Below are 23,102 nucleotides of genomic sequence, written 5' to 3'. Positions count from 1 at the left end.
CAAACAGTCCAGTGCAGCCCGCCCAATCAGGCCGGCTGCGGTCGCAGTACCCACCGGTACTGGCAGACCCCCGAGCTGCACACCGTCCAGAAGACGGCGTGAGGTGGGCCGACGTCATAAGCGTCGAGCACGGACGAAATTCTCAAGGGGAGGCCGACGGGTCTCCCTTTTTTAATGCCTGCGAAATAAACCCCGCGGCTGATAACCTGTCGCAGAACCGGCCTGGGCTTTTCCAGTCTTACCATCAGGTCCTGAACCGTTGTGAGGAATTTCATGAAGTCGCGCATCTGGCGTTTGGCAGGTGTTGGTCTGTTGTGGGCAAGTGTCAGTGCGCAGGGAATGGCCGACGATCAGCAAAACCGTGGCGGCCCCGACGACGGTCGTGGGCAGGATGGGCGCGGTGGCAACGGCCAGGGTTATTCGGGCCAACCGCGGCCGCAGAGCAACGAAATCATTCGCGGCGACAACAGTCGTCAGTTCGAGGTCAAGCCGCAGCCTGGCGGTCAGCACTATGACCGTCCACCTCAAGACCCCAACGCTCAAGGTCGCCCGCCGCAGCAGCCTGGCAACCACCTGCCGATCCAGGGCCGGCCCGACAGCGTGACCCAGACCCGCGAACCGCAACCGGGGTATTACCGCGATGTCCCGCGTCGCAACGACGGTTATCCAAACGGCGGGCCCCGTCCAGGCCATGACAACCGTCCCGGGCAGCATTGGCCCGGTCGGCCGGACGGTCATGGCAATGGCTGGGGCCCGGGGCCGCAATACCGCCCGGGTTATGTGATCGACCGTTTCCCGGACCGCAACTACCGCGTGCCTTATCGCGGCCAGGATTATTTCTACTCGGGCGGCTACTGGTATCGCCCTCAAGGGCCGCGTTACATCGTGGTCGAGCCGCCGCGGGGCATCCGTACTCGTTACCTGCCCGATTACGCCAGGGAAGTGTGGATCGGCAGCTCACTGTTCTTTCTCGCTGCCGGCGCCTATTACATCTACGAGGCCAGCACCCAGGACTACGTCGTGGTCGAACCGCCCGTGGCCAACCCGCAGCCTCAACCGCAAGGCAACAGCTTTGACGTGGTGGCCTACCCGGCCAACGGCCAGTCGCCCGAGCAGGTCAATCAGGATGGCTATGACTGCTATCGCTGGGCAGTGCAGCAGAGCGGTTTCGACCCGCGCAACTACACCTACCCACCGGCACCGGAAGTGGTGCAGACCTATCGCCAGGCCCAGGGCAGTTGCTTGAGCAGTCGTGGGTATCAGGTGACGTACTGAGGCTGGTAGCACACATGCTCTTGTGGCGAGGGGATTTAGCCCCGTAAGTCTCTGTAGGAGCTGGCGAAGCCTGCGATTTTTTGATCTTGATCTTTCGCTTGCGATTCAATAGCCAGGGACAAGATCGCAGCCTCGTTGCACTCGACAGCTCCTACAGGGCCCGGCGGGCGGCGCGACGTTTCGCTAAATCCCCTTGCCACAGGTTATGCGCTGACGCCTTTGACCACTTCCGACGGATCGGCATGCACCAGCACTTCGGCCTTCGGATAAGCATGATGGATCGCATCGGCGGCCTGGTCGCTGATGCCGTGGGCCACTGACAGGGTCAGTTCCCCCGGCAACTCCAGGTGCAGTTGCACGAACCAGTGGTTGCCGGAGATCCGCGTACGCAGGTCATGGGCGCCGAGCACGCCGGGCACCGCGCAGGCCAGTTCCAGCATGTGCTGGCTGACGTTGGGCGGCAGTTCCTGATCCATCAGCACCGCGAAGCTTTCCCGGGCGATCTGGACCGCGCTCCACAGAATGTAAATGGCGATCCCCAGGCCGAACCAGGCGTCGAGCTGATACCAGCCAAGCCCGGCCAGCACCAGCGCCACCAGGATGCTGCCGTTGAGCAACAAGTCGGAGCGATAGTGCAGCGAGTCGGCACGCACGGCGTTGGAGCCGGTGGCGCGGATAACTCGGTACTGCAATGCCAGCAAGGCCAGGGTCAGCGCGAGGGAAAACACGATCACGCCGACGCTGAGCCAGGGTGCCTCCACCGGCACTGGGTTTTTCAGGCGCTCGAAAGCCTGCAAGGCAATCAATACCGCACTGCCGCCGATAAACAGCGCCTGGGCCATGCCGGCCAAAGATTCGGCCTTGCCATGACCGTAGCGATGATCATCGTCGGCGGGGCGCAGCGCGTAATGCACCGCCAGCAGATTGAGCAGCGAGGTGACGCCGTCCAGTGCCGAGTCGGTCAGGCCGGCAAGCATGCTCACCGAGCCGCTCAGCCACCAGGCCAGCGCCTTGGCGACGACCAGTGTGAGCGCCACCGCCACCGAAGCGCGGGTGGCCAGGCGTAGCAGACGAGCATGTTCGGTGCTGGTGGTCATGTCGCGGTCATTCCTTGCGTGGTGTCCGTCAGGCGGCGGGTTTGAGACCGAGGGCGGCCAGTTGTTGCGCGCTGCCCTTGTGTTGGATCAACCGAGGATCGTCCAGCGGGAAGCTGCGGCCCAGCTCGCGTTCCAGGATCGCCTGCAATTTTTGGTTATTGACGGTGCCATCGGGGTTGATGGCCGGCTTGAGTTTCTCTGGCTCGATCTGGACGCTGCGGCCCGGTTCGAAATAAATGGCGCCAGTGGCAAAGTCCACGGCGAACGCGATCAGGCCGGGGATGATGTAGAACAGCAGGCCGACGGCGTCGAGCGCGGCAATCGCCGGGTCGATCTTGCCATCGATCTGGCCGCGACGGTCCGGGTAGAAGATCGAGCCGCAGGCGCTGATTTGGGTCAGCAGGGCGGCGACCAGGACGCCACCGATCACGCGAAAGGGAATACGCATAGCAATCTCCTGAACAGGTAAAGGCGTTGCTGGTTGGAGTCCAGACCACGCTAAACAGTTCGCCGTTATACTCGGCCCTCTGTTTTGGAGCCAGCATGATTTCTTTGCCGATTGATGAAGTTTTACCCACGCTGCGTCAAGCCTTGGCGTCGCGCCACGAAGCCGTGCTCGAAGCGCCGCCCGGTGCTGGTAAAACCACCCGTGTTCCCCTGGCCTTGCTCAACGAGCCCTGGCTGGCCGGGCAGACCATCCTGATGCTCGAACCCCGGCGCCTGGCGGCACGGGCGGCGGCCGAGCGACTGGCCAGTGAACTGGGGGAAAAGGTCGGTGAAACCGTCGGCTACCGGATTCGCCTCGACAGCAAGGTCGGGCCCAAGACCCGCATTGAAGTGGTCACCGAGGGCATCCTCACCCGGCGCTTGCAGGACGACCCGGCGCTGGAAGGCGTGGGGCTGCTGATTTTCGATGAGTTTCATGAGCGCAGTCTCGACGCCGACCTGGCCCTGGCCCTGAGCCTCAACGGTCGGGAGCTGTTTCGCGACGACCAGCCGCTGAAGATCCTGCTGATGTCCGCCACTTTGGAGGGTGAACGCCTGGCCGGGTTGCTGGACAACGCGCCGATCCTGCGCAGTGAAGGCCGCATGTTCCCGGTGACGGTGCGCTGGGGTCGGCCGTTTCAGCCTGGCGAGTTCATCGAGCCGCGACTGGTGCAGACCGTGCTCGAAGCCCTGCACGATGAAACTGGCAGCGTGCTGGTGTTCTTGCCGGGGCAGGCGGAGATCCGCCGGGTTCATCAGCAACTGGCGGAGGCCTTGGGCGAGGGTGGCAATGTGTTGCTCTGTCCGCTGCACGGTGAACTGGACCTCGCTGCCCAACGCGCTGCCATCGATCCCGCGCCGCCCGGCCAGCGCAAAGTGGTGCTGGCCACCAACATCGCCGAAACCAGCCTGACCATCAATGGCGTACGCGTGGTGATCGACGCCGGACTGGCCCGGGTGCCGCGTTTCGATCCGGGCAGCGGCATGACCCGGCTCGACACCCAGCGCATTTCCCGCGCCAGCGCCACCCAGCGGGCTGGTCGGGCCGGGCGCCTGGAACCGGGGGTGTGCTACCGGTTGTGGTCCGAAGACCAACATGAACAATTGGCCGCCTACGCCAGCGCGGAGATTCTGTCGGCGGACCTGGCCGGTTTGGCCCTGCAGTTGGGACGCTGGGGCGTGACGCCGCAGCAACTGGTCTGGCTCGACATGCCGCCCATTGCCGCCTATGCCCAGGCCCAGGATCTGCTGCAACGCCTGGGCGCGCTGGAGGGTGAGCAACTGACCCGCCACGGCCAGGCCATGGCCGAACTGCCGGCCCACCCACGTATTGCGCATCTGCTGTTGCGCGGCCAGGCGTTGGGGCTGGCGGACATGGCCTGCAACGTCGCCGCGCTGTTGGGCGAGCGCGACATTCTGCGGGGCGCCGGCGCGGACCTGCACAGTCGCCTGGCCTTGCTGTCCGGCGAAGAGCGAGCAGCGCGCGGCGCCCAGGGCGGGGTGCAGCGGGCACGGCAACTGGCCCGGCAATACCGCAGTTACCTGCGGGGCAAGGCCGAAGACGCCGTGGCCGATCCCGAACATCCGCGCTGGCTCGGCGCGTTGCTGGCGCTGGCCTACCCGGACCGCGTCGCCCAGCAGCGCCGGCCCGGCGGCGCCGAATATCGTTTGGCCAACGGCCGTGCGGCGCTGTTTGCCGAGGCTGACAGCCTGATGAAGCAAGCGTGGCTGGTGATCGCCGACCTGGGCAGCCGCCAGGGCCAGCGCGAAGAACGGATCTACCTGGCGACGGATTTCGACCCGGCGCTGTTCGATTCGGTGCTGGCCGAACAAGTACGCGTTGTGGATCAACTGGATTGGGATGAGCGCGAAGGCGTGCTGCGGGCCGAGCGCCAGCGCAAGGTCGGCGAACTGGTGCTCAGCCGCGAACCGTTGACCGGCCTGGATGAGTCGGCTCGTAGCCAGGCCCTGGTGAACCTGGTGCGGCGCAAGGGCCTGGAATTATTGCCCTGGACTCCGGAACTGCGGCAATGGCAGGCGCGGGTGGCGCTGCTGCGACGCCTGGACCTGGACGCCAAGGGCGAGAGCGAATGGCCGGATGTCAGCGACGACGCCTTGCTGGGCAATCTCGAACAGTGGTTGATGCCGTATCTGGGCCGCGTCTCGCGTCTCAGCCATTTTGCCAACCTGGACGTGGCGAGCTTCGTTCACAACCTGTTGCCCTGGCCCTTGCCGCAACGCTTGGATGAACTGGCGCCGCACCATCTGAGCGTGCCCTCGGGGTCGTCGATCCGCCTGGACTACAGCGAGCATCCACCGATCCTGGCGGTGCGCTTGCAGGAACTCTTCGGCCTGGCCGACACCCCGCGCATCGCTGGCGGGCGGCAGGTGGTCAAGTTGCACCTGTTGTCACCGGCGCGCCGGCCGGTGCAGGTCACCCAGGACCTGGCGAACTTCTGGCGCAGCACTTACGCCGAGGTGAAGAAGGACCTCAAGGGGCGCTATCCCAAGCATTACTGGCCGGACGATCCGCTGGTGGCGCAGGCGACGGCGCGGGTCAAGCCGCGTAAGGCCTAGTGTCCCGTATCAAAAATACTATTTCAGATGCCTCGAGACGATATCTGCAATCAAGAGGCCTATCTTTTCGGAGAAGGCCACTGATGCCTGGCCATTGGCATACTGGATTCGCGCCGGTGCGAGGGATTCGTCGCTTTCGGTCACGCCCTTTACAACGGCATATCCATTGACCGATACGGTCAGGCGAACTCTCTTGACCGGCAGGCCATGGCCAAAGTCCTTTTGCAGGACGTCCGCTGGGACGATGCCTGAAATTCTGGGGTCCGATAGCGGCGAGCTTGCATCTCTATCGTAGTGGTTGAAGAACCGCTCGATGAGTACCCCATCGACCTGCTCGAATGTGAACGCCAGGTTGTCGAAAAGTCGATGTGGGTCAAATTCTTGTGTTCTCAGGCAGAACGTCAAGACCTTCAAGATGAGTTGCGACCCTTTGAAGTCGGCGTCATCCGCAGGTGGGTGGGTGCTTTCGGAGAAATGGAGCCGAGTCAGATACAGGGCATCGTTCTTGACCAGAATATTCAAGTCGATTCTGGGAGGTGTGGGTTTTATCCCGACAGGTTTAATGCCATACCATTCATAGAATCCGCCGAACCGGTCATGAATGGGTGTATTGGGTTTGCGCCCGTTGTTGATGTCGGATTCGTAATACAGCATGTTGGAACACAAGGATTCCGCCAGTTCTTCAGTCGGCGAGATATGCGCCCAAGACCACTCCTCGATTGAAGTGAAGCGTTCGTCTTCCGTTTCGATCTGACGCTTGAGATGGTGTGTCCCTGAACCGGCGAGATAGCAGGTTCCAAAGTTCTCGGTGGTCATCGTGTCCTCGGGGCGGTGGATATAGGCGCGCTTACCACCTTTCCCATCCAATAAAACGCCCAGCATGTGGAATGCACCCGCAGTCCCGCCCATGCCCATTAGAACCTGGTCGATTGTGTCGGCATCTATCAGGGCATCCGGTTGATAGCCGAGCTTTATATCGACCGACTTGGCGAGCGCCACCCAGAATTCATAAGCCGATCGGCAATCTCCTGCAAAGGCGAGCATGCCGCTGTTGTTCGGCAGGATGTAGGTTTTTCGACCCATGCGCGCGATATGAAACGGTCCGTCGGCGTCACTCCAATCAGTGGGTATAAGCCCCAGCGAAGGAACCCACACGGACATCGACTGGCGTTTGTCTGGACCGTCCGCGCTGATCAAACAGTCGGCGATCAAGTGCGGGTCATTCTCGGGGTTGACCAGGGCGATTACAGTCATGGGTGAAATTCCTTTTAAGGCATTGCCGGTAACAAGAACCGCGCAATCACCGGCAAATGATCGGAGATGCGCAAGGTGTCGTCCTGCCTTACCTGGGCTTCGACCCGTTTGATTCTTGGGCTGTAGAACAGGTAGTCGACGGTGCGGTCGGGGCCGTTGAGGCCGGGGTCGTTCGGGTAGTGGGTCAGCCAGTGCGCGCGGTCGATGCCGCTGGCCTCGTTGTTGGTGGGGATCATCGGGTATTTGTCCCACAGCAGGTGCAGGGGGCTGTCGGCGGAGTAGGGCGTGCGTTGCTCGGCCGGCAGGCGCCGGTATTGGCCCAGGGGTAGCAGGTTGAAGTCGCCGCCGATCAGCCAGGGTGTGCCAGCGGATTCGAATTTATCCAGGGCCTTGGCCACGGCGATGACTTGTTTGGGCAGGGTTTCGCCCGGCTCGGTGGCCCGTTCCAGGTGGGTGTTGAGCACCGCCAGTTGGCCACCGCCGCTCAGCGCCAGATAACTTACCAACAAGGCGTTCTTCGGCTGGAACTGACGGCTGATGACATTGGTGTCGGCCACCGGCAGTTGTATCCGTTCGGCATGGTCGATGCGGTAGCGGCTCAGGGTCGCCAGTTGTCGGCCGACGCTGCCGAAGATGTGCGGGTCAGGGATGAAATCGGCCTTCCAGTCGAAGGCACTGGTGCCGCACGGATAGAGGTCGGCCAGCCGTTCCTGCAACAGCTTGAGCTGGTCCTGGTAATCGCTGGCCTTGGCGCCCTTGTCCAGTTCCTGGAGCAGCACGACGTCTGGCTGCTCGTCGCGGATGACCCGTGCCACTTCGTCGAGGCTGAAGGCCATGTCCTCCAGGGTCGGGCGTTCATCGTCGCCCTGGGCCAGGTCGTGCCAGAACACATAGCGCTTGCCGGCGAGGAACTGCACGTTCCAGGTCATCACCTTCAAGGCCTGGCCGGGCACCAGCGGTGCTGCGTTGGCGGTGCAACTGACTGGCAAGGTTTCCCGGGGCTGTGGCCGCCAGGTCAGGCCGTAGATCGACAGGACGGCCAGGCTGAGGATCAACAGCAGGCCCAGCAAGGTGTAGCGCAATAGACGGGTCATGGCTCGGCTTATGGGCGAAACGCGAAAGTGATCCCGAGCATAACCGAGAGCGCTTCTCAAGCCCAAGGCCCAGGGTCGTCGTTGTGTTCGGTCAGCGCCTGTCAGGCTTGGCTTCGATCAACATGAACAGGCGGAACAGTACCACGCTGGTGAACAGTTGCAGGAAACTGTGGACGCTGTCGATCAGCAGGCTGAGCACAGGGTTCTGAGGCGACGGATACACCGAGACGCTGACGCCCTTGAGCAGCCACAATGGGCCCATCACACAGAGAATGCACAGCAGGACCCGCCAGAAGTTGCCCCGGGACATGTTCAGGCTTTCCTTCATCGCCGCCAGGGGTGTCAGGCCCCTGAGGACCACCAGGTATTCACTGAAGGCCAGGGTCACCATCAGCCACAGGCCCGGCAGGATGTACAGCGAAATACCCACCAGGATCAACAGCGTGTTGAGAGCCGTCAGCAGGGCAAAGCGTGGCCACAGGGTCAGGGCCGTTGCGAGCAAGTCACGGGTGCGTGGTGCTTCACCGCGGCTGCGGGCGTCGAGAAACAGGATCAACGCGGCGGTGTACAAAGGGTACACCAACAGCCCGACGATCACGCTGTAGCCGGGGAAGCCCTCGGGGCCGAGGGCAGTGTCCACGCCTTGCTGCAGCAAAGCCTCGAGTATGACCAGCGGCAGGCACAGCTGGGCGATCCGGCCCAGATGGCGCTTGAAAAAATACAAAGAGTCACGCAGTACTTCTAACGGATTCATGGGTCGGTATCGCAGTTCAAAAAAGCGGTCCGACACTTTACCCATCAGGTGACCGCATAAACAAACGTAAACATCAGGTAAAGACCGTTGAAACCTTTGCGGCGAGCCCCATTACTGGTGGGCACCGGTCTTCAGGATCGGAATGGTTTCTACCCGGCAATCTGATGAGGTCGCCATGAACAGCGAAGAACAAACCCTGATCGATGGACTGTTTTCACGGCTGCAACAGGCCGAGAAGGATTCAGCCCCGCGCGACGCCCAGGCCGAGGCGCGGATCAAGGAACACCTGGCCAGCCAGCCAGCAGCGGGCTATTTCATGGCCCAGGCGATTCTGGTACAGGAGGCCGCGATCAAGCGCCTCGATGAACAGAACAGGCAACTCACCCAGCAACTCGAGCAACTGCAGGCTGAGCTGCAACGGGCCCGCACCCAGCCATCGGCACCCAGCGGTGGCGGAGGCTTTCTGTCGAGTATTTTTGGTGGCAGCGCGCGGGATTCACGTCCGGCAAGCGCGCCGCCTGCCAGCGGCGGTGGCTGGCGCGAACCGGCACAGCCGTCCTTCAATGCCCAGCCCCAACAGGGCTTCGGTGCGTCACCCGGCAATTATGCTGCGCCGCAGCAGCAGGCCCCGGCCGCGGGCAGCTTCCTCGGTGGCGCGCTGAAAACCGCGGCGGGCGTGGCCGGCGGCGTGATGCTGGCCCAAGGCATCAGCAGCCTGTTCCACAGCAATCAGCAACCGCAGGAAATCGTCGAGGTCATCAAGGAGGAGCCGGCGCAACCGGTCAACGACACCGCCAACAGCGGCGACAACGGCTGGGGCGATGACCAGCGTGTGGCCGATAACGACAGCTACGGCAACGACCCGGGCGGTTTCAGCGACGCGGACTACAGCGACGATTCTTCTTTCTTCGGCGACGACGACTCCTTCGTCTGACCTGCCATTCGTCCGGGGCGCTCTGGCGCCTCGGGCCGATTATTCGCGGAACAATCCTTCTGGCTGGCATACTGGGCGACTTTTCGGCCCTGGTGGTCAGCGTGCGTGTGCATCCAAGAGGAAACGCGGTGAAAAAAATTGCAGTGTTCGCCGATGTCCAGAACCTCTACTACACCGTGCGCCAGGCCTACGGTTGCCATTTCAACTACGCCGCGCTGTGGGCCGATGTCAGCAAACAGGGGCAGATCGTCGAGGCCTACGCCTACGCGATCGATCGCGGTGACAGCAAGCAGCAGCAATTCCAGCAGATCCTGCGCAACCTGGGTTTTGTCGTGAAGCTCAAGCCCTACATCCAGCGCAGCGACGGCTCGGCCAAGGGCGACTGGGACGTGGGCATCACGCTGGACATCATGGACGCCGCCGACCACGTCGACGAAGTGGTGCTGGCCTCCGGCGATGGCGATTTCGACATGTTGCTCGAGCGCATCATCCAAAAACACGGTGTACAAGCCGTGGCCTATGGCGTGCCGGGGTTGACCGCCAACTCGCTGATCCGCGCTGCCAGCCGCTACGTGCCCATCGAAGGCGCGTTGTTGCTCAAGAATTGATTTTCACGGAGTTCAAAAGGTTTGGAACGCATCGCAGTCATCGACTTTGAAACCACCGGGATCACCCCGAGCAGCAGTTGCCGCGCCACTGAAATCGCGGTGGTGATGCTTGAGCAAGGCCGGATCGTCGACCGCTACCAGAGCCTGATGAATGCCGGTGTGCGCGTCCCTGCGTTTATCGAGCAACTGACCGGCATCAGCAATGCCATGCTGCGCAGCGCCCCGTCGGCGGAAAAAGTGATGAACGAGGTCAACGAGTTCGTCGGCATCACGCCACTGCTGGCACACAACGCCGCGTTCGACCAGAAGTTCTGGGATTTCGAACTGGGGCGAATCAAGCGCACCCGCCTGCAGAATTTCGCCTGCTCACTGTTGCTGGCCCGACGCCTGATGCCGGCGGCGCCGAACCACAAGCTCGGCACGCTCAACACGTTTGCCGGCCTGCCCCACACCGGCCAGGCTCACCGGGCCATGGCCGACGCCGAAATGGCCGCCAACCTCACCGCGCACCTGGCTTCGGAACTGCGGCAAAAGCACGGGCTGCGGGAGTTGTCCCATGATTTGCTGTGCAGTTTGCAGAAAGTGCCAGCGGCGAAGATCAACGAGCACCTCAAGCGGCATCGCGGGTTCTGAATACACCACAAGACAACTGTGGGAGCGGGCTCGCTCCCACAGGGTTGGTCGGTGTTGAGCAGATTATTTCCCGTTACCTTCCAACTGCCCCAACGGCACGCGCTTTTCAATGGCGCTGGACAGCACGATCGAGGTCTTGCTGAAGCCGAACTTGGCAATGCGGTTGATCAACTCTTCCAGTTCCGGCATTGAGCCGACCGCCGCTTGCATGATCACGCACGGGTCGCCGGTGACCCGGTGGCACTCGGTCAGTTGTGGGATCTTGCACAGTTCGTCGTAGGTCTTCTGGTTGCCGTGCTGGTTCATGCGCAGTTCGATGACGCACTGCACCGGCAGGCCGATCTTCGCCATGTCGACTTTGGCTTGATAACCGGTGATGACGCCGCTGGCTTCCAGTTTGCTGACCCGCTCGGCCACGGCCGGGGCTGACAGGTTCACTTTGCGGGCCAGTTCGGCGTAGGACGCACGACCGTTTTCCAACAGGGCGCCGAGCAACATGCGGTCGTATTTGTCCACAGGAGAGGTTCCAAATGACGTGGCTTTCGAAAGCTTGGTTTATAGCGCTGATCTCCGTGTTTTGAAAAGTGTATGGCTCGGATAAACAGGTTTTGTAACTTATTTTCCGTCTGTCGCCTTTCTAGAATAGCGTCTCTCCTTGTCCTGACTTCGAGCTGAACATGCCTGGCCCACGCCGCTTTCCCCTGCCATTGATCGCTGCCTTTTTTGCCTTGTACGTCATCTGGGGTTCGACCTACCTGGTGATTCGCATCGGTGTGGAGCATTGGCCGCCGCTGTTGCTGGCCGGGATTCGTTTTGTGCTGGCCGGTTCGCTGATGTATGGCTTCCTGCGCTGGCGCGGGGCACCGGCGCCGACCTGGGCGCAATGGAAGGCCGGGGCCATCATCGGCGTGCTGTTGCTCAGTTTCGGTAACGGCGCGGTCAGTGTCGCCGAACACACGGGCGTGGCGTCCGGGGTGGCGGCGTTGGCGGTGGCGACGGTGCCTTTGTTTACCTTGCTCTGTGGCTATTTCTGGGGCGCGCGTAATACCCGTCTGGAATGGGCGGGGATTGTGCTGGGGTTGATCGGCATCGCGATGCTCAACCTGGGCTCGAACCTGCAGTCCAGCCCGTTGGGTGCGACCTTGCTGGTATTCGCGGCGGCGTCCTGGGCCTTCGGTTCGGTGCTGAGCAAACATTTGCCTTTGCCGGCGGGGGCGATGGCCAGTGCCGTGGAGATGCTGGTGGGCGGCGTGGTGCTGTTGATCGGCAGCGTGGCCAGCGGCGAGCACCTGGACAGCATGCCGCCGCTGGAAGGTTGGCTTGCCTTGGCTTACCTGACCTGCTTCGGCTCGATCATCGCCTTCAACGCCTACATGTACCTGCTCAAGCACGTGCGTCCGGCGGCGGCCACCAGTTATGCCTACGTCAACCCGGCCGTGGCGGTGTTGCTGGGCATTGTGTTCGCCGGTGAAACCATCGGCATCGAGGAGGCCTTGGCGATGCTGGTGATCATCAGTGCCGTGGTGTTGATCGGGTTGCCGCAGTGGCGCAAACCCAAGCCTGCGCCGGCCGTATCCTGATTTAGGGTAAACTGCCGCGCATTGCACACCTTGCGCTGATTTTTCCTACGGTACTCCCATGACTTTCGCCACCCTTGGCCTGATCGAACCCTTGCTGCGCGCCCTCGAGACGCTCGGCTACCAGACCCCGACCCCGGTGCAGGCCCAAGCCATGCCGGCGGTGCTGGCCGGTCGTGACCTGATGGCCGCGGCCCAGACCGGCACCGGCAAGACCGCCGGTTTCGCCGTGCCGCTGTTACAGTTGCTGACCACCGAAGGGCCGAAGGTCGCGGCCAACTCGGTGCGCGCGCTGATCCTGGTGCCGACCCGTGAATTGGCCGAGCAGGTCCATGAAAGCGTGCGCCAGTACGCGCAAAACCTGCCGCTGAGCACCTACGCCGTGTACGGCGGCGTCAGCATCAACCCGCAGATGATGAAATTGCGCAAAGGCGTCGACCTGTTGGTCGCCACGCCGGGGCGTCTGCTCGATTTGTTCCGCCAGAACGCACTGAAGTTCAATCAGTTGCAGACCCTGGTGCTGGACGAAGCCGATCGCATGCTCGACCTGGGTTTCTCCGAGGAGCTGGCGAATATCTATAAGGCACTGCCGAAGAAGCGCCAGACCCTGCTGTTCTCGGCGACCTTCTCCGACGCGATCCGCCTGCTGGCCGGGCAGATGCTCAACGATCCGCTGAGCATTGAAGTGAGCCCGCGCAACGTCGCCGCCAACACCGTCAAGCAATGGGTGGTGACGGTGGACAAGAAGCGCAAGCCGGAATTGTTCGTGCACCTGATGCGCAAGAACAAGTGGAAGCAGGTGCTGGTCTTTGCCAAGACCCGCAACGGCGTCGATGCGCTGGTGGAAAAACTCCAGGGCCTGGGCGTCAACGCCGACGGCATCCACGGTGACAAACCCCAGGCCACCCGCCAGCGCGCGCTGGACCGCTTCAAGGCCAGCGAGGTGCAGATCCTGGTGGCCACCGACGTCGCCGCCCGTGGCTTGGATATCGAGGATTTGCCGTTGGTGGTGAACTTCGACCTGCCGATCGTCGCCGAGGACTACATCCACCGCATTGGCCGTACCGGTCGGGCGGGCTCGACCGGGGAAGCGATTTCCCTGGTCTGCGCCGACGAAGTGAACCTGCTGTCGGCCATCGAAATGCTGACGCGCCAGACGCTGACTCGTCAGATGGAACAGGACTTCGAGCCTGAACATCGGGTACCGGACACCGATGCCAGCGGCCAGGTGATCAAGAAACCGAAAAAGCCGAAGAAACCGAAAACCTCCGGCGGTGGCGGCAAGCGCAACCTGGGCAAGTGGGTGGACAGCGGCGATGCCGCGCCTGTGGAGCCTTCGGTCAAGCCTGTGCGCAAAGTACCGGTGTTCAATACCGGGCCGCGCAAGCGTAAGCCTTGATACCCAAGGTCACTTGGGCGCTGTAGGAGCTGTCGAGCGAAGCGAGGCTGCGATCTTTTGATCTTTCGCTTGAGACTCAACTGCTTGGGGAAAGATCGCAGCCTCGTTTCACTCGTCAGCTCCTACGGGTTCAACCGTTCAAGAATTCCAGGATTCCTAAACCCGCTGCGCGGCCACTGGCAAAACACGCCGTGAGCAGGTAGCCGCCGGTCGGTGCTTCCCAGTCGAGCATTTCTCCGGCGCAGAAAACGCCAGGCAATTGCTTGAGCATCAGGCGTTCATCCAGGGCTTCGAAGGTCACGCCACCGGCGCTGCTGATGGCTTCGTCCAAGGGGCGGGTCTTCACCAGGGTGAGCGGCAGGGCCTTGATCGCCTGGGCCAACCGCGCCGGGTCAGTGAAACACTCGGCCGGCGTGAGCTCGCGCAACAGCGCAGCCTTGACGCCATCGATTCCCAACTGGCTGTGCAAGTGCTTGGCCATCGAGCGTGAGCCGCGAGGCTTGTTCAGGGCCTGGAGGATTTTATCCACAGGCCGGCCCGGCAGCAGGTCCAGATGGAGGGTCGCGCTGCCATGTTGGTTGATGGCTTCGCGAATCGCTGCCGACAGGGCGTAGATCAGGCTGCCTTCGATGCCGGTGGTGGTGATCACGCATTCGCCGAGGCGCGGCACGTCGTCGTTCAGGCCGATGGCGATGTTTTTCAGCGGGGCGCCAGCGAATTTGCTGAGCATCAGGTCGCTCCAGGCCTCTACCTCAAACCCGCAGTTGCTCGGTTGCAATGGCGCCAGGGCCACGCCGCGCTGTTCCAGTGGCAGCATCCAGGCGCCATCAGAGCCCAGGCGCGACCAGCTGCCACCGCCCAGCGCCAGCAAGGTGGCCTTGGGTCGCAGGTTTTTTTCGCCCTCCGGCGAAGCTATTCGCAAGCTGCCGTCGGGGTTCCAGCCGAGCCAGCGATGGCGCGTGTGGATCGCCACGCCGGCATCACGCAGGCGCTTGAGCCAGGCGCGCAACAGCGGGGCGGCCTTCATGTCGGTAGGAAATACCCGACCGGAGCTGCCGACAAAGGTGTCGATGCCCAGCCCGTGAATCCATTCGCACAATTGCCCTGCGCCGAATGCCCGCAGCAGCGGGGCAATGTTTGGTGCACGTTCGCCGTAGCGGGAGAGGAAGGCCGGGAAGGCTTCGGAGTGGGTGATGTTCATGCCGCCCACGCCGGCCAGCAGGAATTTGCGCCCCACCGAGGGCATGCCGTCGTACAGGTCGACCCGCAGGCCCGCCCGGCTCAACACCTCGGCTGCCATCAGGCCAGCGGGGCCGCCGCCGATGATGGCGATGTTTGAGGGAGAGGGCTTGGAAGCTTGAGTCATGGCGAGCGATGTCTGGAGGATCAAGGCGGGCATTCTATCAGCTTGGTCCACATGATCTGAGGCCGGAATCCGTGCAGGAGCTGTCGAGCGAAGCGAGGCTGCGATCTTGCCCCAGACAATTGAGTCGCGAGCGAAAGATCAAGATCAAAAGATCGCAGCCTTCGGCAGCTCCTACGGGTTATCCACAGGCCGTAAAGCCCAGGTTTCAGTGACAACCTGATGACGTCCAGACCCGTTGCGCGCTGTGGTGCAGGATCCCGTGGCGGCGGGCCAGGGCCTTGCGGTCCTTGCTGTAGCCGCCCCCGATCACGCCGACCACCGGGATGTCGCGTCCCAGGCAGTGGCGCATGACGCTCTCGTCCCGGGCGGCGAGGCCTTCGTCGGTCAGCTTCAGGTAGCCGAGGGCGTCATCCTTGTGGACATCGACACCGGCGTCATACAGCACCAGGTCTGGCTGATAGAGCGGCAGCAAGTAGTTGAGCGCATCATCCACCACCTTCAAATAAGCCGCGTCTTCCATGCCCATCGGCAGGGGGATGTCCCAGTCGCTTTGCGCCTTGCGTGCAGGAAAATTCTTTTCGCAGTGCAAGGAAACTGTCACCGCGTCCGGGGTGTCATGGAGTATTCGGGCGGTGCCGTCGCCCTGGTGCACATCGCAATCGAAAATAAGCACCCGTGAGACCCGGCCGCTGGCCAGGAAATAGCGGCTGATCACCGCCAGGTCGTTGAAAATGCAGAACCCGGCCGGGTGGTCGTAGTGAGCGTGATGGGTGCCGCCGGCCAAGTGGCATGCCAGCCCGTGCTCAAGGGCTTGTTCGGCGGCCAGGAGCGAACCACCCACGGCGCGCACCGTTCGGCGGGCCAGGGCCTCGCTCCAAGGCAAGCCAAGTCGCCGTTGGTCTTCGCGGGACAACTCGCCGCCCATGTAGCGTTCGATATACGCACGGTCGTGGGCCAGGGCGAGAATGTCCGGCGGACACAGCGACGGGCGCAACAGGTCGGCGTCGCGGGTCAGGCCGCTCTCCACCAGGTGATCGCGCAGCAGGCGAAACTTGTCCATGGGGAAACGGTGTTCCGCCGGGAAGTCGGGGCTGTAGTCTTCGTGATAGATCAGTGGCAGCGACATGGTGTTTTCAGTGACGATTGAGTGACGGATCCTACCAGCGATGTAGACTCTGGGGCATGGAAAGGGAGTGAAGATGGAGCCGATACTGGAACTGGAAAGCGCACGGCTGCTGTTGCGGCAGTGGCGCGATGATGACTTGCCGGAATTTGCCGCCATGTGCGCAGACCCGCAGGTGATGCGTTATTTTCCGGCGCGCCTGAGCCGTCTGGAAAGCGCTGCCCTGATCGGTCGTGTGCGGGGGCATTTCGCCGAGCATGGTTTTGGTTTGTGGGCCCTGGAACGCAAGGACACCGGCGCCTTCATTGGTTTCACTGGGCTGGGTGTGGTCGGGTTCGACGCGCCGTTCACGCCGGCCATCGAGATTGGCTGGCGCCTGGCCCGCGAGCACTGGGGCCTGGGGTACGCCAGCGAAGCGGCGTGGACCGCCCTGCGTTGTGCCTTCGACCAGTTGGCGCTGGACGAAGTGGTGGCGTTCACCGCCGTCGATAACCTGCCATCGCAAAAGGTCATGCAGGCCATTGGCATGCAGCACGACCCGGCTGACGACTTCGAACACCCGACACTCGCCGTCGGTCATCCATTGCGTCACCATGTGCTCTATCGCATCAATCGTGAGCAGTGGTTGCAGACCCTGCACGGTTAGCCGACACGGACGTTTACAATGCCCGCCCAAATGGCCCGGGCCAACAATCGATCCACCGCCCAGCGTAGACTGCGCGGTATTGCGCTGTGTGAGGAAAGTCTGAATGAGCCACGTGTTGGAAGATCTGGTCGACCTGCTGACCCTGGAACCGATCGAAGAAAACCTGTTTCGCGGGCGTAGCCAGGACCTGGGGTTTCGCCAGTTGTTCGGCGGCCAGGTACTGGGCCAGTCGTTGTCGGCGGCCAGCCAGACCGTGGAAGAGGCGCGCCATGTGCATTCGATGCACGGTTATTTCCTGCGTCCAGGCGACGCCGCATTGCCGGTGGTCTACCAGGTGGACCGGGTGCGCGACGGTGGCAGCTTCAGCACTCGCCGGGTGACGGCGATCCAGAAGGGCAATCCGATTTTTACCTGCAGTGCGTCGTTCCAGTACGACGAACAGGGTTTCGAGCACCAGAGCAGCATGCCGCAAGTCGTCGGGCCGGAAAACCTGCCGTCCGAGCTGGAACTGACCCAACAGCGCGCGCACCTGCTGCCCGAGCACATGCGCGAAAAACTGCTGTGCGCCAAGCCGATCGAGGTACGCCCGGTCACCGAAAAAGACCCTTACAACCCGCAACCGGCCGATCCGGTCAAATACGTGTGGTTCCGCGCCGATGGCGCCCTGGCGGATTCGCCCGCCTTGCACAAATACCTGCTGGCCTACGCGTCGGACTTCGGCCTGTTGACCACTTCGCTGCTGCCCCACGGCAAATCGGTGTGGCACAAGGATATGCAGGTCGCCAGCCTCGACCACGCCTTGTGGTTCCATGCCGACCTGCGTGCCGATGACTGGTTGCTCTACGCCATGGACAGCCCATGGGCCGGCAACTCCCGCGGGTTCTCCCGTGGCAGCGTGTTCAATCGCGCCGGGCAACTGGTGGCGTCGGTGACCCAGGAAGGCCTGATTCGCCATCGCAAGGACTGGGCATGAGCCTGGCCGATGTCCGCCACTGGGTGTTCGACATGGATGGCACGCTGACCATCGCCGTGCATGATTTCGCGGCGATCCGCGTGGCCCTGGCAATTCCGGCCGAAGACGACATCCTCACGCATCTGGCCGGGTTGCCCGCTGAGGAAGCGGCGGCCAAGCACGCCTGGCTGCTGGAACACGAAAGGGACCTGGCGCTGGGCTCCAGGCCCGCGCCGGGGGCGGTTGAACTGGTGCGAGAGCTGGCCGGGTGCGGTTATCGCCTGGGCATCCTCACCCGCAACGCCCGCGAGCTGGCCCACGTGACCCTCGAAGCCATCGGCCTGGCGGACTGTTTCGCCATGGAGGATGTGCTGGGTCGCGACGAAGCGCCGCCCAAGCCGCATCCCGGTGGCCTGTTGAAATTGGCCGAGGCCTGGAACGTGGCGCCCGAGGCGATGGTGATGGTGGGCGATTACCGCTTTGACCTGGACTGCGGGCGTGCGGCGGGGGCGCGGACGGTGCTGGTGAACCTGCCGGACAATCCATGGCCGGAGCTGACGGATTGGCATGCGCGCGATTGTGGGGAATTGCGGCGGATGCTGTTGGCTTGAGCGCTGGGTTGACTGATCGATCGCTATCGCGAGCAAGCTCGCGATAGGTCCCTGTCATTCACTACAAAACTCACTGACCAAACAACACCTTCAACCCTTCAGGCGAAGTCAACATCCCATCCCCATCATGCCCGACCCCAGGCACTTCGATCAGCCGCTGGTTCAACCCCACGGGATGGCGCCGGGTCAGGTAGTCAAAAAAGAAATGCCCGCGCAATAACCGATACGGCCCCTGGGTTTGTGCTTCGCAGCCTTTATCCAGTGCTGGATGTTCCGGGTTGGTGTCTTGCTGCCCGAGCAAATAGACGATGTCGCGCTTGACGTAGTTATCTTCCAGTTGCGCAGGCGTTTGCCCCGCCGCATAGGCTGGCAAGTTCTGCAGGCCGTACTTCCAATGATTGAAGCCAGGGCAACTGGCAGGGTCGAACGCCATGGGCCGTTGCGCATCGAAGTAGGCATAGGACGACGGATTGGCGATGACAAAGCGCGGGTTGATCCGGTATTGGCCGTGGGCGAGCAGGGCATAGCGCTGCACGACCTGGGCGCCGCCGGAATGGCCGGCGATGACGATTTCTTTCACTTCGGGAAACTGCTGCCGGTCACTGACTCGCGCAATGATGTCATCCAGTACCTGGAAGGAACTGACTGGACTCGGCCCTGTGGATAAACCACCGGCCATCCAGTCGTTGCCTTGCCAGCGCAGGAGGTCATTGGGCAATTGATGGCGCGCCACGTCCTGTTCGTTGAGAAACTGCGGGGCGATGATCAGGGTGGTGCCCAGTTGCCCGGCCTGCCCGGCAGCCTTTTCGGCGCTGTGCAGGTAGGTATCGGCATTGCGCAGCCGGCCGTGGAGGATGATTAGCACGCGCTGGATGGACGCCGGCGGTGGGCTTACGCCGACGGCCATGGCGCCGCCCTTGAACTGTAGTCGCCCTTGGGCGACCACGTTGACGCCGTGTTCATCGGCCTGGGCGACGGCGCAGCACAGCACCAGCCCGATCAACGCCCCCCACTTCATCTACAGGGCTTTCGCCGCGAACGTGTCGCACTGGTTGACCTGGCCCTGGGCGAACCCGGTCTTGAACCAGCGCACGCGCTGCGCCGAAGTGCCGTGGGTGAAGGAGTCCGGTACCACGCGGCCCTGGCCTTGTTGCTGCAAGCGGTCATCGCCGATGGCATTGGCGGCGTTCAAGGCCTCCTCGACGTCTCCCGGCTCCAGCCAGTTCAGGCGTTTTTGCGCATGGTTGGCCCACACACCAGCCAGGCAATCGGCCTGCAACTCCTGGCGTACCAACAAGCCGCCATCGCCCTCCATCTGCCGGCCTTGCTGGCGCGCTTCCTGGATTTTCGCCGACACGCCGAGCAGCGTCTGCACATGGTGTCCGACTTCGTGGGCAATGACATAGGCCTGGGCGAAGTCCCCGGCGGCAGCGAAGCGTTGGGACATTTCCTTGAAGAAACTCATGTCCAGGTAGACTTGTCGGTCTGCCGGGCAATAGAACGGACCGGTCGCCGATGAGGCAAGGCCGCAGGCCGAGTTGACCCGACCGCTGAACAACACCAGTTTGGGTTGCTGGTATTGGCGTCCGGCCTGCTGGAAGACCTGGCCCCAGGTGTCTTCGGTGTCGCCGAGGATCGAGCGCACGAACTCGGCCTGTTCATCGTTGGCCGGCGGTGCCTGGCGGGTTTGTGAAGTGGCAGGCGCGGACGAGTCCATCTGCCCGGCCAGTTGTCCGAGAATCTGCATCGGGTCCTGGCCGGTGATCCAGCCGATGCCGACGATCAGGAGGACGGCCGTCAGGCTCAATCCCTTGCCGCCGCCGAAACGCATCCCGCCACCACCCCCACCCCCACCGTCACCGCGAGCGTCCACCACGTTGTCACTGCGGCGACCTTTTTTCCATAACATGTGGAAGTCCTCTGAATGACCCTGCAAAAAATGACTGCTGTGGCGGTGAGTCTAGCTTTCAGGCGCCCAAGGCGCGCGCCGCGTTTGATGAGTTGTCAGGCAACGGACACGGGTTTTGGTTCAGCGGTGAGCCAATCCTGCCTGGCTGCGCAATTTTCATTACACTGCGGATTCAGAACTTATCGGTATTCTCGCTGGCCCAAAAACTGCACCGTGCGCCACGGCCCTTATATCAAGCAACGCAGGTTTCCCTCATGACCGTCAGCACTCCGCTCTCCGGCGTCAATCAGCCTTTCAAGGGCATCGTGCTTATTCTGGTCGCAACGTTCCTGTTCTCCAGTCATGACGCCTTGGCCAAATATCTTTCGGGTTTTTATCCGATCATCATGGTGGTCTGGGCGCGTTACCTGGTGCATACCTTATTGATGGCGGGCATTTTCCTGCCGCGCTCGGGGCTGCGGGTCCTGCGTACCAAGCGTCCTTTGTGGCAACTGGCCCGGGCGCTGTGCCTGCTGGGCACCAGCCTGTTCTTCACCACCGCGTTGTTGTATATCCCGCTGGCCGAGGCGACGGCGGTCAACTTCCTCGCGCCTGTGCTGGTCACCGCGTTGTCGGTGCCATTGCTGGGCGAACACGTGACACGCGGCCAATGGATCGCGGTGATCTTCGGCTTTATCGGGGTGTTGATCATCGTCCATCCGGGCGGGGACCTGTTCACCCCGGCGGTAATATTGCCGTTCTGTTCGGCGCTGTTCTTCTGTTTCTACCAGTTGCTCACGCGCAAGCTCAGCGAGATCGACAGCCCGACCACCAGCAACTTCTTTGCCGGCCTGTGCAACACCTTGGTGATGAGCGCGCTGGTGCCGTTCTTCTGGCAAGTGCCGAGCCTGTTGCACGGTGCGATGATGCTGGCGCTGGGAGCTTGCGGGATGACCGCGCACCTGATGTTGACCCAGGCCTTCCGCTTTGCCGCCCCGGCGCTGCTCGCGCCGTTCGGGTACTGCCAGATCGTGTTTGCCGGGTTGCTGGGCTGGTTGCTGTTCAACCATACGCCGACGCTGACCACCGTGGTGGGCATCACCTTGATCTGCTTGAGTGGGTTGGCGGCGGCGTGGCAACAGCGGCGGGCGTAATACGGATTGGGAAGGGATCAATTGTGGAAGCAAGATCAGTTGTGGGAGCAAGGCTTGCCCGCGATGAAGACGATGCGGTCCCAAGTGAACCGAGGCGCCTGCATCGCGGGCAAGCCTTGCTCCCACAGACTGGAATCAGTTTTCCAGCGTAGGCACCTTGCGCGGTGCCATGAAGTACAGCCAGGTCAGGGCAATGAAGTACATCGCCGGGATCAGGGTGAACAGCACGGTGTAGTTGTTGTGGGTGATCGTGAGGATGTGGCCCACCAGTTGGGTCATGAACATCCCGCCGATGGCCGCGCACATGCCGCCGAAACCGAACACCGTACTCATCATGTGCTTGGGCGTGTAGTCCATGACCAGGCTCCAGATGTTGGCGGTCCAGGCTTGATGCGCGCCGATGGCAAGCGAAATGGCAAACACCGCCACCCACAGGTCGCTTGCGCCTGCGGCCATGATCACGCCGATGATGCAGCAGGCGAACAGCAGCATGGACATCAGTCGCGCCTTGATCGGGTTGAGACCACGGCCGATCAGGAACGAAGACAGGATGCCGCCGCCCACGCTGCCGAAGTCGGCGGTGAGGTAGATGATGATCAGTGGGATGCCCATCTGGGTCACGTTGATGCCCAGGTTGTATTGCTGGTTCAAAAACGGCGGCAGCCAATAGAGGTAGAACCAGAACACCGGGGCGGTGATCGAGTAGGCCAGGGCGAACGCCCAGGTGCCGCGCATGCGCAGGATGCGTGAGAACGGCACGCGGACCTGGTCCGGTTCGTCCTGGGCCTGGATGTAGTCCAGTTCCGATTGCTTGACGCTGGGATGGTCTTCGGGGTTGAAGTATTTCAGGCCCCAGAACAGCAGCCAGATCCCGCCCAGCGCAGCCATGCACAGGAACGCGGCCTGCCAGCCCCACACGTGCAGGACCAACGGCAGCAGCATCGGGGTGAACATCGCGCCGACGTTGGTCCCGGCGTTGAAGATACCGGTGGCCACGGCTCGCTCGCCCGCCGGGAACCACAGCCGGGTGGTCTTCACGCAAGCGGGGTAGTTGGCGGCTTCGGTGAGGCCGAGGATGAAGCGGCAGACCATGAAGCCCACCGCCGAAGTGGCCAGGCCATGGGCACCGGTCGCCAGGCTCCAGAGCAGCACGGCGCAGAAGAACACGCGCTTGACGCCGATCCGGTCGATCAGCCGCCCTTGCAAAACGAAACCGACGGCATAACCGACCTGGAACCAGAAGTTGATGTTGGCGTAGTCCATCGCCGTCCAGCTCATTTCCTTGGCCAGGATAGGCTGCATGACGCCCAGGGCAGCGCGGTCGATGTAGTTCAGGGTCGTGGCAAAAAACACCAGGGCGAGCATGCTCCAACGGGTCTTGCCCACGGCCATGGCGCCGCGGATCTTGTCACCGATGCTGCCGGTGGCGGCTCCCAGGCCGGGGGCCAGGCGGGAACTTTGGGAAGGGATCATAGCGTGTACCCGTTTTGAAATTCTTATGGTTGGTCTGGGTCTGTCCATCGAGGTCGGCAGGGCCGGCATCAATGTGGAAGCGATGGTGCGCAGTGAGCAAAAAATCGTCAATTCGGCAATCGGCATTTTGTTCGATAATCGCCCAAAAAACTAACCGAATGGTACATATTAAATTGCTGAAAAAAACCTGCAGCACAATAA

22 protein-coding genes are annotated in these 23,102 nt (G+C 62.4%); 11 read left to right on the top strand and 11 right to left on the bottom strand.

The window, feature by feature from the left end; genetic code table 11:
• Positions 1-273: 273 nt before the first annotated feature.
• Complete coding sequence (locus AC09SL_RS23915) at positions 274-1,275, top strand: DUF6515 family protein (protein WP_058546743.1); 1,002 nt, start codon at positions 274-276, stop codon at positions 1,273-1,275.
• Between the two features lie 203 nt (positions 1,276-1,478).
• Here AC09SL_RS23915 and AC09SL_RS23910 read toward each other — a convergent pair whose 3' ends face one another.
• Both AC09SL_RS23910 and AC09SL_RS23905 read right to left on the bottom strand, forming a co-directional pair.
• Positions 1,479-2,372 (bottom strand): cation diffusion facilitator family transporter, encoded by an 894-nt coding sequence (locus AC09SL_RS23910; protein ID WP_058546744.1) that lies wholly within the window; start codon positions 2,370-2,372, stop codon positions 1,479-1,481.
• A gap of 28 nt (positions 2,373-2,400) precedes the next feature.
• Positions 2,401-2,820 carry a hypothetical protein gene (locus AC09SL_RS23905; RefSeq protein ID WP_058546745.1) on the bottom strand — a complete coding sequence of 140 codons (420 nt, stop codon included), beginning with the start codon at positions 2,818-2,820 and terminating at the stop codon, positions 2,401-2,403.
• Positions 2,821-2,915: 95 nt separating this feature from the next.
• Between AC09SL_RS23905 and hrpB the strand changes: the two genes are divergently transcribed.
• Positions 2,916-5,435 (top strand): ATP-dependent helicase HrpB, encoded by a 2,520-nt coding sequence (hrpB, locus tag AC09SL_RS23900; RefSeq protein WP_058546746.1) that lies wholly within the window; start codon positions 2,916-2,918, stop codon positions 5,433-5,435.
• 18 nt (positions 5,436-5,453) lie between these two features.
• Here the strand turns inward: hrpB and AC09SL_RS23895 are convergent, their stop codons facing one another.
• The 3 genes from AC09SL_RS23895 to AC09SL_RS23885 form a co-directional block, all read right to left on the bottom strand.
• Positions 5,454-6,689: a hypothetical protein gene (locus AC09SL_RS23895; RefSeq protein ID WP_058546747.1), complete on the bottom strand. Its 1,236-nt coding sequence runs from the start codon at positions 6,687-6,689 to the stop codon at positions 5,454-5,456.
• 14 nt (positions 6,690-6,703) lie between these two features.
• Positions 6,704-7,783 carry an endonuclease/exonuclease/phosphatase family protein gene (locus tag AC09SL_RS23890; protein WP_058546748.1) on the bottom strand — a complete coding sequence of 360 codons (1,080 nt, stop codon included), beginning with the start codon at positions 7,781-7,783 and terminating at the stop codon, positions 6,704-6,706.
• A 91-nt stretch (positions 7,784-7,874) separates the two neighbouring features.
• Positions 7,875-8,537 (bottom strand): YciC family protein, encoded by a 663-nt coding sequence (locus AC09SL_RS23885; protein ID WP_058546766.1) that lies wholly within the window; start codon positions 8,535-8,537, stop codon positions 7,875-7,877.
• Positions 8,538-8,712: 175 nt separating this feature from the next.
• On the opposite strand from AC09SL_RS23885, the gene AC09SL_RS23880 reads away from it, so the two are divergent.
• The 3 genes from AC09SL_RS23880 (at position 8,713) to AC09SL_RS23870 (ending at position 10,712) form a co-directional block, all read left to right on the top strand.
• Positions 8,713-9,471 carry a DUF2076 domain-containing protein gene (locus AC09SL_RS23880; protein ID WP_058546749.1) on the top strand — a complete coding sequence of 253 codons (759 nt, stop codon included), beginning with the start codon at positions 8,713-8,715 and terminating at the stop codon, positions 9,469-9,471.
• 128 nt (positions 9,472-9,599) lie between these two features.
• Positions 9,600-10,079: a LabA-like NYN domain-containing protein gene (locus AC09SL_RS23875; RefSeq protein ID WP_053182045.1), complete on the top strand. Its 480-nt coding sequence runs from the start codon at positions 9,600-9,602 to the stop codon at positions 10,077-10,079.
• A 21-nt stretch (positions 10,080-10,100) separates the two neighbouring features.
• Positions 10,101-10,712, top strand: a complete 612-nt coding sequence (locus tag AC09SL_RS23870) for a 3'-5' exonuclease (RefSeq protein WP_018604948.1) — start codon at positions 10,101-10,103, stop codon at positions 10,710-10,712.
• 63 nt (positions 10,713-10,775) lie between these two features.
• Here AC09SL_RS23870 and AC09SL_RS23865 read toward each other — a convergent pair whose 3' ends face one another.
• A complete protein-coding gene (locus AC09SL_RS23865; RefSeq protein WP_058546750.1) occupies positions 10,776-11,228 on the bottom strand; it encodes an Lrp/AsnC family transcriptional regulator in 453 nt (150 codons plus the stop codon).
• A 161-nt stretch (positions 11,229-11,389) separates the two neighbouring features.
• On the opposite strand from AC09SL_RS23865, the gene yedA reads away from it, so the two are divergent.
• Positions 11,390-12,292: a drug/metabolite exporter YedA gene (yedA, locus tag AC09SL_RS23860; protein ID WP_058546751.1), complete on the top strand. Its 903-nt coding sequence runs from the start codon at positions 11,390-11,392 to the stop codon at positions 12,290-12,292.
• 58 nt (positions 12,293-12,350) lie between these two features.
• The gene (locus tag AC09SL_RS23855) at positions 12,351-13,688 is read left to right on the top strand and encodes an RNA helicase RhlE1 (RefSeq protein ID WP_058546752.1); all 1,338 of its coding nucleotides are present in this window, start codon (positions 12,351-12,353) and stop codon (positions 13,686-13,688) included.
• 130 nt (positions 13,689-13,818) lie between these two features.
• On the opposite strand, the gene AC09SL_RS23850 is transcribed toward AC09SL_RS23855, so the two are convergent.
• Entirely contained in the window at positions 13,819-15,054 is a 1,236-nt protein-coding gene (locus tag AC09SL_RS23850) for a TIGR03862 family flavoprotein (RefSeq protein ID WP_116643724.1), read from the bottom strand.
• 205 nt (positions 15,055-15,259) lie between these two features.
• A complete protein-coding gene (locus AC09SL_RS23845) occupies positions 15,260-16,180 on the bottom strand; it encodes a histone deacetylase family protein (RefSeq protein ID WP_058546754.1) in 921 nt (306 codons plus the stop codon).
• Between the two features lie 73 nt (positions 16,181-16,253).
• Between AC09SL_RS23845 and AC09SL_RS23840 the strand changes: the two genes are divergently transcribed.
• The 3 genes from AC09SL_RS23840 (at position 16,254) to AC09SL_RS23830 (ending at position 18,386) form a co-directional block, all read left to right on the top strand.
• Complete coding sequence (locus AC09SL_RS23840) at positions 16,254-16,823, top strand: GNAT family N-acetyltransferase (protein ID WP_058546755.1); 570 nt, start codon at positions 16,254-16,256, stop codon at positions 16,821-16,823.
• Positions 16,824-16,926: 103 nt separating this feature from the next.
• Complete coding sequence (tesB, locus tag AC09SL_RS23835) at positions 16,927-17,796, top strand: acyl-CoA thioesterase II (protein WP_058546756.1); 870 nt, start codon at positions 16,927-16,929, stop codon at positions 17,794-17,796.
• Entirely contained in the window at positions 17,793-18,386 is a 594-nt protein-coding gene (locus AC09SL_RS23830; protein ID WP_058546757.1) for an HAD family hydrolase, read from the top strand. Before tesB ends, AC09SL_RS23830 begins: the two co-directional genes overlap by 4 nt.
• Before the next feature lie 70 nt (positions 18,387-18,456).
• Here AC09SL_RS23830 and AC09SL_RS23825 read toward each other — a convergent pair whose 3' ends face one another.
• A complete protein-coding gene (locus AC09SL_RS23825) occupies positions 18,457-19,404 on the bottom strand; it encodes a hypothetical protein (protein ID WP_058546758.1) in 948 nt (315 codons plus the stop codon).
• Complete coding sequence (ypfJ, locus tag AC09SL_RS23820; protein WP_058546759.1) at positions 19,405-20,295, bottom strand: KPN_02809 family neutral zinc metallopeptidase; 891 nt, start codon at positions 20,293-20,295, stop codon at positions 19,405-19,407.
• Positions 20,296-20,549: 254 nt separating this feature from the next.
• Here ypfJ and AC09SL_RS23815 point away from each other — a divergent pair, with 254 nt between their 5' ends.
• A complete protein-coding gene (locus AC09SL_RS23815) occupies positions 20,550-21,428 on the top strand; it encodes a DMT family transporter (protein WP_058546760.1) in 879 nt (292 codons plus the stop codon).
• A 135-nt stretch (positions 21,429-21,563) separates the two neighbouring features.
• Here AC09SL_RS23815 and AC09SL_RS23810 read toward each other — a convergent pair whose 3' ends face one another.
• The gene (locus AC09SL_RS23810) at positions 21,564-22,901 is read right to left on the bottom strand and encodes an MFS transporter (RefSeq protein WP_058546761.1); all 1,338 of its coding nucleotides are present in this window, start codon (positions 22,899-22,901) and stop codon (positions 21,564-21,566) included.
• Between the last annotated feature and the right edge of the window lie 201 nt (positions 22,902-23,102).

This window comes from Pseudomonas sp. PF05 (genome assembly GCF_056521845.1).
This window is presented reverse-complemented; position numbering and strand designations above follow the sequence as displayed.